Source organism: Kosakonia sp. AG348, assembly GCF_003337365.1.
GTDB lineage: Bacteria > Pseudomonadota > Gammaproteobacteria > Enterobacterales > Enterobacteriaceae > Kosakonia.
In genome coordinates this window covers 87442-100172 of the sequence record NZ_QPJR01000011.1, presented here as the reverse complement: position 1 = coordinate 100172, position 12731 = coordinate 87442, and the positions used below count along the sequence as shown (strand labels likewise).

The following is a 12731-nucleotide window of genomic DNA, read 5'->3' as shown; positions in this document are numbered from 1 at the left end:
TGGGAAAAGGGTCAGGGACACGTCCTTTGCAGATGCGCTATGGTTGTGAGAGTCAACTTGATAAGGACTGGATTATGACGCTACATTGCGCCTTTATCGGCTTTGGTAAAAGCACCACCCGTTATCACCTCCCGTATGTTCTGCACCGCAAAGACAGCTGGCATGTGGCGCATATTTTTCGCCGCCACCCGAAGCCGGAAGAGCAGCATCCGCAGTATCAACACATTCAGTTCACCAGTGATATTGACGACATCTTTAATGATCCGCAGGTCAAACTGGTGATCGTTTGTACCCATGCCGACAGCCATTTCGACTACGCTAAGCGTGCGCTGGAAGCGGGTAAAAATGTGCTGGTGGAAAAACCATTCACCCCAACAATGGCGGAAGCGGTAACGCTGTTTGAGCTGGCAAAACGCAAAGGCCTGACGGTGACGCCGTACCAGAATCGTCGTTTTGACTCCTGCTTCCTCACCACGAAAAAGGCGATTGAAAGCGGCAAACTCGGCAACATCGTGGAAATTGAAAGCCATTTTGATTACTACCGCCCGGTAGCGGAAACCAAACCTGGTTTGCCGCAGGACGGCTCATTTTATGGCCTCGGCGTGCATACGATGGATCAAATCATTTCGCTGTTTGGCCGCCCGGATCACGCCGCGTATGACATCCGCAGCCTGCGTAATAAAGCCAACCCGGATGATACTTTCGAAGCCCAGCTGTTTTACGGCGATTTAAAAGCCATCGTCAAAACCAGCCATCTGGTGAAGATTGATTACCCGAAATTTATCGTCCACGGCACCAAAGGGTCGTTTATTAAATACGGTATCGACCAGCAGGAAACCAGCCTGAAAGCCAATATCATGCCGGGCGAACCCGGTTTTGCCGCTGACGACAGCAAGGGCGTTCTGGAATATGTGAATGCGGCGGGTGAAACGGTGCGGGAAGAGGTCGCTCCGGAAACGGGTGACTATGGTCGCGTCTACGATGCGCTGTACGAAACGCTTTCAAACGGTGCGCCAAATTACGTCAAGGAATCTGAAGTTCTCACCAACCTTGAACTGCTGGAACGCGCTTTTGAGCAGGCTTCTCCTGCCACGATAACCCTCGCGAAATAACTGAAAAAGACTCCTCGCAACTTGTTCACTTTTTTTGAACAGAGGAGTCAATTTTCACCCTCTATGATCGTTGGTCAATTGCGTCCACACTTACTCCATCGAAAACATACGGGGGTAAACAAGATGATCTTCTTACGCAAAGCAAATGACCGTGGCCATGCAAATCATGGTTGGCTGGATTCCTGGCACACTTTCTCGTTTGCCAACTATTACGACCCAAATTTTATGGGCTTCTCGGCACTGCGTGTGATTAACGATGACGTTATCGATGCAGGCCAGGGCTTTGGCACTCACCCGCACAAAGACATGGAAATCCTGACGTATGTACTGGAAGGGGCGGTTGAACACCAGGACAGCATGGGCAACAAAGAACAGGTTCCTGCGGGCGAATTCCAGATTATGAGCGCCGGTACTGGGGTGCGCCACTCGGAATACAACCCGAGCAAAACCGACCGGCTGCGCCTGTATCAAATCTGGATCATTCCAGAAACTAACGGCATCACGCCGCGCTATGAACAGCGTCGCTTTGATGCGGTGCAGGGCAAACAACTGGTGCTATCGCCGGATGCGCGTGATGGTTCGCTGAAAGTGCATCAGGATATGGAGCTTTACCGCTGGGCGCTGCTGAAAGATGAGCAGTCTGTACACCAGATTGCCGCTGAACGCCGCGTGTGGATCCAGGTGGTGAAAGGCGAAGTCACTATCAACGGGACAAAAGCCACCACCAGCGATGGTCTGGCCATTTGGGATGAACAGGCTATCTCGGTGCATGCCGATAGCGACAGTGAAATTCTGCTGTTCGATCTGCCGCCGGTATGATGTTGGTTAAATAAATGACGCAACCTCCTGGTTTTGGCCGGAAGGTTGCGCGTTGTCCGTGATAAACTGAGGAAATCTCTTACTCAGAAAAATGTCAGGACGATGAAAAAGAAAAGACCCGTACTTCAGGATGTGGCCGATCGCGTTGGCGTGACCAAAATGACCGTCAGCCGTTTTTTGCGTAACCCGGAGCAAGTTTCCGTCGCGTTACGGGGCAAAATAGCTGCTGCGCTTGATGAACTGGGTTACATTCCAAATCGGGCTCCCGATATTCTCTCTAACGCCACCAGCCGGGCGATTGGTGTGCTTCTCCCTTCCCTGACCAACCAGGTTTTCGCCGAAGTGTTACGCGGCATTGAAAGCGTGACCGACGCGCACGGGTATCAAACTATGCTGGCGCACTACGGTTACAAAGCCGAAATGGAAGAAGAGCGCCTGGAATCGATGCTCTCATGGAACATTGACGGCCTGATCCTTACCGAACGTACCCATACCCCGCGCACGCTGAAAATGATTGAAGTTGCTGGTATTCCGGTGGTGGAGCTAATGGACAGCCGCTCGCCTTGCCTCGATATCGCCGTTGGTTTTGATAACTTCGAAGCGGCGCGGCAGATAACGACCGCCATCATTGAGCGCGGCCACCGTCGGGTTGCTTATCTCGGCGCACGCCTGGACGAACGTACTATCATCAAACAGAAGGGTTACGAGCAGGCGATGCTGGAGGCAGGTTTAACGCCGTACAGCGTGATGGTGGAGCAATCTTCCTCTTATACCGCCGGTATCGAACTGATGCGCCAGGCGCGCCGCGAGTACCCTCAGCTTGACGGAATTTTTTGTACTAACGATGACCTTGCCGTTGGCGCGGCGTTTGAGTGCCAGCGTCTGGGGCTGAAAATTCCGCAGGATATGGCAATCGCCGGGTTCCACGGTCACGACATTGGCCAGGTAATGGAGCCGCGTCTGGCAAGCGTGCTCACGCCGCGTGAACGCATGGGGCGAATTGGCGCTGAACGCTTACTGGCGCGCATTCGTGGTGAGTCAGTTACGCCGAAAATGTTAGATTTAGGTTTCACTTTGTCACCGGGCGGATCTATTTAGTCTGACAAATTTGAGCTAGCTCACACTTATTTATCTCTGGCACGAATGGATATTGCTTCTCCGTTACCCCAGCAGGACAATGTTACCGATAACAGTTACCCGTAACAATTCACTCTTGCACCAGTGGGGGCTACCCTTGAGCACGACTAACCTTGATCACCACGTTTATGTTCTGATGGGCGTTTCAGGCAGCGGTAAATCCGCTGTCGCCAGCGAAGTGGCGCATCAGTTACATGCCGCGTTTCTCGACGGCGACTTCCTCCATCCGCGCAGCAACATCACCAAAATGGCGTCCGGTGAACCGCTGAACGACGATGACCGCAAACCGTGGCTGCAGGCGCTGAACGACGCCGCTTTCGCCATGCAGCGCACCAACAAAGTGTCGCTGATTGTTTGCTCGGCGCTGAAAAAACACTATCGCGACCAGCTGCGCGACGGTAACCCAAACCTCTCTTTCATCTACCTGAAAGGCGACTTCGACGTGATTGAAGGCCGTCTGAAAGCGCGTAAAGGGCACTTCTTCAAAACGCAAATGTTGGTAACGCAGTTTGAAGCGCTGCAAGAACCGGGCGCGGATGAGCCGGATGTTCTGGTTGTGGATATTGACCAGCCGCTGGAGGGTGTTGTTGCCAGCACCATTGAAGTCATTACTAAAGGCAGTGCTAAGTGAGTACATTAACGCTTGTTTTAACAGCAGTAGGCTCGGTTTTGCTGCTGCTGTTTTTAGTGATGAAAGCGCGTATGCACGCTTTTGTTGCTTTGATGGTGGTTTCCATTGGCGCAGGGCTTTTTTCCGGGATGCCGTTGATTAAAATCGCGCAGACCATGGAAAAAGGGATGGGCGGTACGCTCGGCTTTCTGGCGATTGTGGTCGCGCTCGGCGCGATGTTCGGCAAAATCCTTCACGAGACCGGCGCGGTGGACCAAATCGCCGTCAAAATGTTGCGATCCTTTGGTCACAGTCGCGCGCATTACGCGATTGGCCTCGCCGGTCTGATTTGCGCGCTGCCGCTGTTTTTTGAAGTGGCGATTGTGCTGTTGATTAGCGTGGCGTTCTCTATGGCGCGCCATACCGGCACCAACCTGGTGAAACTGGTTATTCCGCTGTTCGCAGGGGTTGCGGCAGCCGCGGCGTTCCTGCTACCGGGGCCTGCACCGATGCTGCTGGCATCGCAGATGCACGCAGATTTCGGCTGGATGATCCTGATTGGCCTGTGCGCGGCAATTCCGGGCATGTTGATTGCCGGTCCGCTATGGGGCAACTTTATCAGCCGCCATGTGGAGCTGCACATTCCTGATGATATTAGCGAGCCGCATCTGGGCGAAGGCAAAATGCCCTCGTTTGGTTTCAGCCTGTCGCTGATTTTGCTCCCGCTGGTGCTGGTGGGGATGAAAACCATTGCCGCGCGTTTCGTTACCGAAGGCAGCAATTTGTACGACTGGCTGGAGTTTATCGGTCACCCGTTCACCGCGATCCTCGTTGCGTGCCTGGTGGCGATTTATGGCCTGGCGATGCGACAGGGGATGCCGAAAGATCGTGTAATGGAAATCTGCGGTCAGGCGCTGCAACCGGCGGGCATTATTCTGCTGGTGATTGGTGCGGGCGGCGTGTTCAAGCAAGTGCTGGTGGATTCCGGCGTTGGCCCGGCACTGGGCGAAGCGCTGACCGGCATGGGCTTGCCTATCGCGATCACCTGTTTTGTGCTGGCTGCCGCGGTGCGCATTATTCAGGGTTCCGCCACGGTTGCTTGTCTGACGGCTGTCGGCCTGGTAATGCCGGTTATTGAACAGTTGCATTTCAACGGCGCGCAGATGGCAGCACTCTCTATCTGCATCGCGGGCGGTTCGATTGTGGTAAGCCACGTGAACGACGCCGGTTTCTGGCTGTATGGCCGCTTCACCGGCGCAACCGAAGCGCAAACGCTGAAAACCTGGACCATGATGGAAACCATCCTTGGCACCACCGGTGCAATTATCGGGATGATTGCGTTTTCACTGTTGAGCTAAGTTTGCCAACCCTCTCCCGTCGGGAGAGGGTTCGTTTTACCCCTTCATCCACACCCGAATCCCATCCAGGAACATCTGGGTGGCGAGCATCACCAGGATCAGACCCATCAGCCTTTCCAGTGCGTTAACCCCTTTCTCGCCGAGCAGGCGCAAAAACAGCGACGATTGCAATAAGATAGCCACCGTGCCGCCCCAGGCAATCAGCAGCGCAATCACCAGGTGGCTCATTTGATTCGGATATTGATGGGAAAGCAGCATTAACGTTGCCAGCAGCGTTGGACCTGCCACCAGCGGGATTGCCAGCGGGACGATAAACGGCTCTTCGCCTGCGGGCAGGCCAGAGCTGCTGCCGGATTCGCTGGGGAAAATCATCTTAATGGCAATCAGGAACAGAATAATGCCGCCGGAGATAGAAACCGTCTCCGCGCGTAAATTGAGTAGCGCGAGGATTTTTTCCCCGGCGAAGAGGAAGATAAACATCACCAGCAGCGCAATGAGCAGCTCGCGGATCATGATCGCCCGTCGGCGCTTCGGCTCGGTGTGTTTCAGTACCGACATAAAGATGGGCAGGTTGCCCAGGGGATCCATAATCAGGATCAACAACACGGTGGCGGAGATGATATCAGTCATTCACTCTTATCCCTGACGCAGTCGGCAAAATTACAGTAATTAGCTGCATTTCTGATACGTTCGCGATCATTGATTAATTTCACTTGCGACTTTGGCTGCATTTTGTAATGTGGCTATTCCCAGTGGGATACTGGTTCGTATACACAGCACACACCTTCGCAGGAACTTCGCTATGAAAAATGTTGGTTTTATCGGTTGGCGCGGAATGGTCGGCTCCGTTCTCATGCAGCGCATGATTGAAGAGCGCGATTTCGACGCCATTCGCCCTGTCTTCTTTTCCACTTCCCAGTTTGGGCAGGCTGCACCCGCGTTTGGCGGAAGTACAGCAGGCACGCTTCAGGACGCGTTCAATCTGGAAGCGCTGAAGGCACTCGACATCATTGTCACCTGCCAGGGCGGCGATTATACCAACGAAATCTATCCAAAGCTTCGTGAAAGCGGCTGGCAGGGTTACTGGATCGACGCGGCTTCCTCTTTACGCATGAAAGATGACGCCATCATTATCCTCGACCCGGTTAACCAGGCGGTGATCAACGACGGCCTGAACAATGGCGTGAAAACCTTTGTCGGCGGTAACTGCACCGTCAGCCTGATGCTGATGTCGCTCGGCGGGCTGTTTGCCAACGATCTGGTTGAGTGGGTATCCGTTGCCACTTACCAGGCCGCATCCGGCGGCGGCGCGCGCCATATGCGTGAACTGCTGACGCAAATGGGCCAGTTGCACAGCCATGTTGCCGCCGAGCTTGCCGATCCGGCGTCAGCGATTCTGGATATCGAACGTAAAGTGACCGCGCTGACCCGTAGCGGCGAGCTGCCGGTCGATAACTTTGGCGTACCGCTGGCGGGCAGCCTGATCCCATGGATCGACAAACAGCTTGATAACGGTCAGAGCCGCGAAGAGTGGAAAGGCCAGGCTGAAACCAACAAAATTCTCAACACCGCGAATGTGATCCCGGTCGATGGCCTTTGCGTGCGCATCGGCGCGCTGCGCTGCCACAGCCAGGCGTTCACCATCAAGCTGAAAAAAGATGTGTCGATTCCGACTATCGAAGAGCTGCTGGCGGCGCATAACCCGTGGGCGAAAGTGGTGCCAAACGATCGCGAAATCAGCATGCGCGAACTGACGCCTGCCGCCGTCACCGGCACGCTGACCACGCCGGTTGGTCGTCTGCGTAAACTGAACATGGGGCCGGAGTTCCTCTCAGCCTTTACCGTTGGTGACCAGCTGTTATGGGGCGCGGCCGAACCGCTACGTCGTATGTTGCGCCAACTGGCGTAACAGAGTTCACCACCACAAGGGGCGCTACGGCGCCCTTTTTTTGTGCTTTTTTGCCAGAAAGAAGCACAGATGTGTTTATTTTCTCAAGTGTTGAAAAGTGTTGGCTATGCTTTAGACAAGGTGTCGGAACATCTTGCCTGAAGATGGGACGGAGCAGAGAGGATGCACATTTGGTGCTGCGCCGTTCAGGTCAAAAAAGTGTCGCAACCGGACTTACTACGGTGGAAGGTGCGATGCCACAACAACAGGATGAGAACCATGTCCGTTCGTGTTGATAAAGACGTCATTAACGCGCTTATTGCGGGTCATTTTGCTGATCCTTTTTCGGTGCTGGGGATGCACCAGACTGAAGCGGGTCTGGAAGTACGTGCGCTGCTGCCTGATGCCACCGAAGTGTGGGTTATCGAGCCGAAAACCGGGCGCAAAGTGGGAAAACTGGAGTGCCTGGATTCCAGGGGATTTTTTAGCGGCGTGATGCAACGCCGTAAAAATCCTTTTTATTATCAGTTCGCCGTTATCTGGCACGGCCAACAAAATCTGATTGATGATCCTTACCGTTTTGGCCCGTTAATCCAGGATATGGATGCCTGGCTGCTGAGCGAAGGCACGCATATGCGGCCTTACGAAACGCTGGGAGCGCATGCCGATACGGTCGATGGCGTGGTGGGTACCCGTTTCTCCGTCTGGGCGCCAAATGCGCAGCGCGTCTCCGTGGTAGGGCAGTTTAACTACTGGGATGGCCGCCGCCACCCGATGCGCCTGCGTCGGGAAAGTGGTATCTGGGAGCTTTTCATCCCCGGTGCGCTCAATGGGCAGCTCTACAAATTCGAGATGATTGATGCGCAAGGTAAGCTGCGTATCAAAGCAGATCCTTATGCGTTTGAGGCGCAAATGCGGCCCGACAGCGCGTCGCTGATTTGCGGCTTGCCGGGCAAGAAAACGCAGAGCGAAGAGCGCAAACGCGCCAATGAATTCGATGCGCCAATCAGTATCTATGAAGTTCATTTGGGCTCCTGGCGTCGTCATACCGACAACAACTTTTGGCTCAGCTACCGCGAGCTGGCGGACCAGCTCGTGCCTTACGCGAAATGGATGGGCTTCACCCATCTTGAGTTGATGCCCGTGAATGAGCATCCGTTCGATGGCAGTTGGGGGTATCAACCTACCGGTTTGTACGCGCCAACCCGCCGCTTTGGTACGCGCGACGATTTCCTGCACTTTATTCACACCGCGCACGCGGCTGGTTTAGGGGTGATCCTCGATTGGGTGCCAGGCCATTTCCCGTCCGATGATTTTGGTCTGGCGGATTTCGACGGCACCAAACTCTACGAGCACAGCGATCCGCGTGAAGGCTATCACCAGGACTGGAACACGCTGATTTACAACTATGGTCGCCGGGAAGTGAGCAACTATCTGGTTGGTAACGCGCTGTACTGGATTGAACGCTTCGGTATTGACGCCCTGCGCGTGGATGCGGTGGCGTCGATGATCTACCGCGACTACAGCCGCAAAGAGGGGGAATGGATCCCCAATGAATACGGTGGTCGTGAGAACCTGGAAGCGATTGAGTTTTTGCGCAATACCAACCGCATTATCGGTGAACAAGCGCCCGGCGCCGTCAGCATGGCGGAAGAGTCTACCGATTTCGCTGGCGTGTCGCGCCCGCCGTCGCTGGGCGGGCTGGGCTTCTGGTACAAATGGAACCTCGGCTGGATGCATGACACGCTGGATTACATGAAGCTTGATCCGGTGTACCGCAAGTACCACCACGACAAGATGACCTTCGGTATTCTCTATAACTACACCGAAAACTTTATCCTGCCGCTTTCCCATGACGAAGTGGTGCACGGCAAGAAATCCATTCTTGATCGTATGCCCGGCGATGCCTGGCAAAAGTTCGCCAATCTGCGCGCCTATTACGCCTGGATGTGGGCGTTCCCCGGTAAAAAGCTGCTGTTTATGGGCAACGAATTTGCGCAGGGGCGCGAGTGGAACCACGATGCCAGCCTCGACTGGCACCTGCTGGAGGGCGGTGATAACTGGCATCACGGCGTGCAGCGTCTGGTGCGCGATTTGAACCAGGTTTATCGCCATCACAAAGCGCTGCACGAGCTGGACTTTGACCCTTACGGGTTTGAATGGCTGGTGGTGGACGATCATGAAGCCTCGGTGTTTGCCTTTGTCCGTCGGGATAAGCAGGGCAATGAAATTATCGTGGTCAGCAACTTTACCCCTGTCCCGCGCCCCGGTTATCGCATTGGTATCAATCAGCCGGGGCGCTGGCGCGAAGAGCTGAACAGCGACTCAATGCATTACCACGGTAGCAACACCGGCAATGGCGGCGTGGTACACAGCGACGCGATCGCCAATCGCGGACGTGAACACTCTCTGCTGTTGACCATACCGCCGCTGGCGACTATCTGGCTGGTGCGGGAGGGCGAATGAGCAAGCTGACGGCCGGAAAAGCGACACCTCACGGCGCACATGTGCAAAGAGACGGCGTGAACTTTACGCTGTTTTCCGCCCATGCAGAGCGCGTGGAGCTGTGCCTGTTCGATGATGAAGGTAATGAACAGCGCGTCGACTTACCTGGCCGCACCGGCAATATCTGGCACGGTTTTCTGGCAGGGGCGAAGCCTGGTTTGCATTATGGCTACCGTGTTCATGGTCCGTGGGAGCCCGCCCGCGGGCACCGTTTTAACCCGGCCAAATTACTGCTCGACCCTTGTGCGCGGCGTGTTGAAGGCGAAACGCTCGACAACCCGTTGTTTCACGGCGGTTATGACGCGCCGGATCCCCACGATAACGCCGCGCTCGGCTTACGCAGCGTAGTGGTGCATGACAACTACGACTGGGAAGAGGATGCGCCGCCGCGCATCCCCTGGGGTAACACCGTTATTTACGAAGCACATGTCAAAGGGCTGACGTGGTTGCACCCGGCGCTGCCGCAGGAAATACGCGGCACCTACAAGGCGCTGGGCCACCCGGTGATGATCAACTGGTTTAAACAACTGGGGATCACTGCGCTGGAATTATTGCCTGTTGCGCATTTTGCCAGCGAGCCGCGCCTGCAGCGGCTGGGGCTGTCTAATTACTGGGGTTATAACCCGCTGGCGCTGTTTGCGCTGGAACCCCGCTACGCCAGTAACCCGGCGCAGGCGATTAATGAGTTTCGCGATGCGGTAAAAGCGCTGCATCGGGCGGGCATCGAAGTGATCCTCGATATCGTCCTCAACCATAGCGCCGAAAGCGATCTCGACGGACCGACTTTTTCCCTGCGCGGTATCGACAACCGAAGTTATTACTGGACTCGTGAGGATGGCGATTACCACAACTGGACCGGCTGCGGTAACACGCTGAATTTGAATAACGCCGATGTGGTGGATTACGCACATGCCTGTCTGCGTTACTGGGTCGAAACCTTTCATGTGGATGGTTTCCGTTTTGATCTGGCCTCGGTGATGGGACGCACCCCGGAATTCAGCCAGCAGGCACCGCTGTTTAACGCCATTAAAAACGACCCGCTGTTGCGCGCTCTGAAGCTGATTGCCGAGCCGTGGGATATCGGTCCCGGTGGTTATCAGGTGGGGAACTATCCGCCGCCTTTTGCCGAGTGGAACGATCATTTCCGCGATGCGACGCGCCGCTTCTGGCTCGAACAATCCCTCTCATTAGGGGAGTTCGCCGGACGTTTTGCCGCTTCCAGCGATGTGTTCAAACGCGATGGTCGTCTGCCATCGGCCTCGGTCAATCTGATCACCGCGCATGACGGTTTTACGCTGCGGGATTGTGTCTCTTTTGATAATAAACACAACGAAGCCAATGGCGAAGACAACCGCGACGGCACCAACAGTAATCACAGCTTTAACCATGGAACAGAAGGACTCGGTGGCAGCCTTGATGTGATTGAAAGACGGCGTGCGAGCATGCACGCGCTATTAACCACGTTACTGCTTTCGCAAGGCACGCCGATGTTGCTGGCGGGCGATGAAATGGGGCATAGCCAGCACGGCAATAACAATGCTTATTGCCAGGATAACGCATTAACCTGGCTTGACTGGAGCCAGGTGGATAGCGGGCTGGTGACTTTTACCGCCGCGCTTATCCATTTGCGCCAGCGTATTCCTGCGCTCACGCGTGACGCGTGGTGGGAAGAGGGTGACGGCAACGTCGCCTGGTTAAATGACGAAGGGCAACAGCTAACGCCGCAGGCGTGGCAAAACGGGGTGCACCGCTTACAGATCCTGTTATCTGACAGCGTGTTAATCACCCTTAATGCCACTGCAGAAGTTGCAGAAATGGCTTTACCCGCAGGTGAATGGTGCGCCATTCCGCCTTTTGCCGGAGAGGACAATCCGGTCATCGTCTCTGTCTGGCACGGGCCCGCGCATGGAGTGTGCGTATTTCAGCGGTCATAAAAAAGGAGTTAGTCATGGTGAGATTAGATAAGAACGACCCAACAATGCTGGCGCGCCAGTTGCCGCTAAAATCTGTTGCCCTGATCCTGGCGGGCGGCCGGGGGACGCGTCTGAAAGATTTAACCAAAAAACGCGCCAAACCAGCGGTGCACTTCGGTGGCAAGTTCCGCATCATCGACTTCGCGCTTTCCAACTGCATTAACTCCGGCATTCGGCGAATTGGCGTCATCACGCAGTACCAGTCGCATACGCTGATTCAACATATTCAGCGCGGCTGGTCGTTTTTTAATAACGAGATGAATGAGTTTGTCGATCTGCTGCCCGCTCAGCAGCGTGTGCATGGTGAAAACTGGTATCGCGGTACGGCAGATGCCGTCACGCAGAATCTCGACATCATTCGTCGTTATCGTGCGGAGTACATCGTCATCCTGGCGGGCGATCACATCTACAAGCAGGACTACTCGCGCATGCTGATTGACCATGTGGAAAAAGAGGCGCGCTGCACCGTTGCCTGCCTGCCGGTGCCCGTACATGAAGCCACCGCTTTTGGCGTAATGGCCGTTGATGAGAACGACAAAATAATCGACTTCGTAGAGAAACCCGCGTCGCCGCCCTGTATGCCAGGTGACGACAGCAAGGCGCTGGCCAGCATGGGGATCTATATTTTTGATGCGGAGTATCTGTACGACCTGCTGGAGCAGGACGATGAGAATGAAAATTCCAGCCATGATTTTGGTAAGGACATCATTCCGCAGATAGTGAAGTCTGGCATGGCGTATGCGCACCCTTTCCCGTTGTCCTGCGTGCAGTCCGATCCTGATGCTGGGCCATACTGGCGGGATGTCGGCACGCTCGAAGCCTACTGGAAAACGAACCTGGATTTAGCCTCGGTGATGCCGGAACTGGACATGTACGATCAAAATTGGCCTATCCGTACCTATAATCAATCTTTACCCCCGGCGAAATTCGTCCAGGACAGGTCGGGCAGCCACGGCATGACGTTGAACTCGCTGGTTTCCGGCGGTTGCGTTATTTCAGGATCGGTTGTTGTGCAGTCGGTGTTGTTCTACCGCGTGCGCGTCAACTCATTCTGCAATATCGACTCTTCGGTCTTGCTGCCGGAAGTGTGGGTGGGGCGCTCCTGTCGCCTCCATCGCTGCATTATCGACAGAGGCTGTGTGATACCGGAAGGCACGGTGATTGGTGAAAATGCGGAAGAAGATGCGCGTCGCTTTTACCGTTCCGAAGAAGGCATTGTGTTGGTCACACGAGAAATGTTGCGCAAATTAAAAGCTGAAAGCATCTGATTATAACCTTGCGCGGAAGGGGTCCGCGCGCTGTTTCCCCCTTTCTGGCGTCAAGGCCAAC

10 protein-coding genes are annotated in these 12731 nt (G+C 55.0%); 9 read left to right on the top strand and 1 reads right to left on the bottom strand.

Annotated elements, in window-relative coordinates:
* The first annotated feature begins 74 nt into the window (after positions 1-74).
* The 5 genes from DFO56_RS21620 (at position 75) to gntU (ending at position 5036) form a co-directional block, all read left to right on the top strand.
* Positions 75-1112 (top strand): oxidoreductase, encoded by a 1038-nt coding sequence (locus tag DFO56_RS21620; protein ID WP_045507786.1) that lies wholly within the window; start codon positions 75-77, stop codon positions 1110-1112.
* 123 nt (positions 1113-1235) lie between these two features.
* Positions 1236-1931 carry a pirin family protein gene (locus DFO56_RS21615; protein ID WP_020455576.1) on the top strand — a complete coding sequence of 232 codons (696 nt, stop codon included), beginning with the start codon at positions 1236-1238 and terminating at the stop codon, positions 1929-1931.
* 102 nt (positions 1932-2033) lie between these two features.
* Positions 2034-3029 (top strand): gluconate operon transcriptional repressor GntR, encoded by a 996-nt coding sequence (gntR, locus tag DFO56_RS21610; protein WP_045507789.1) that lies wholly within the window; start codon positions 2034-2036, stop codon positions 3027-3029.
* Between the two features lie 136 nt (positions 3030-3165).
* Positions 3166-3699, top strand: a complete 534-nt coding sequence (gene gntK / locus DFO56_RS21605) for a gluconokinase (protein ID WP_044489513.1) — start codon at positions 3166-3168, stop codon at positions 3697-3699.
* Positions 3696-5036, top strand: a complete 1341-nt coding sequence (gene gntU / locus DFO56_RS21600) for a gluconate transporter (protein WP_045507792.1) — start codon at positions 3696-3698, stop codon at positions 5034-5036. The genes gntK and gntU overlap by 4 nt, the downstream gene beginning before the upstream one ends.
* 36 nt (positions 5037-5072) lie before the next feature.
* On the opposite strand, the gene DFO56_RS21595 is transcribed toward gntU, so the two are convergent.
* Positions 5073-5666 carry a YhgN family NAAT transporter gene (locus DFO56_RS21595; RefSeq protein WP_017459552.1) on the bottom strand — a complete coding sequence of 198 codons (594 nt, stop codon included), beginning with the start codon at positions 5664-5666 and terminating at the stop codon, positions 5073-5075.
* Between the two features lie 172 nt (positions 5667-5838).
* On the opposite strand from DFO56_RS21595, the gene asd reads away from it, so the two are divergent.
* From asd to glgC, 4 genes are all read left to right on the top strand, one after another.
* Entirely contained in the window at positions 5839-6945 is a 1107-nt protein-coding gene (gene asd / locus DFO56_RS21590; protein ID WP_020455572.1) for an aspartate-semialdehyde dehydrogenase, read from the top strand.
* A gap of 258 nt (positions 6946-7203) precedes the next feature.
* On the top strand, positions 7204-9390 hold the full coding sequence (glgB, locus tag DFO56_RS21585) for a 1,4-alpha-glucan branching enzyme (RefSeq protein WP_045507795.1): 2187 nt from the start codon (positions 7204-7206) through the stop codon (positions 9388-9390).
* Positions 9387-11363, top strand: a complete 1977-nt coding sequence (glgX, locus tag DFO56_RS21580; RefSeq protein WP_045507799.1) for a glycogen debranching protein GlgX — start codon at positions 9387-9389, stop codon at positions 11361-11363. The genes glgB and glgX overlap by 4 nt, the downstream gene beginning before the upstream one ends.
* A gap of 14 nt (positions 11364-11377) precedes the next feature.
* A complete protein-coding gene (gene glgC / locus DFO56_RS21575) occupies positions 11378-12670 on the top strand; it encodes a glucose-1-phosphate adenylyltransferase (protein WP_020455569.1) in 1293 nt (430 codons plus the stop codon).
* Positions 12671-12731 lie beyond the last annotated feature (61 nt).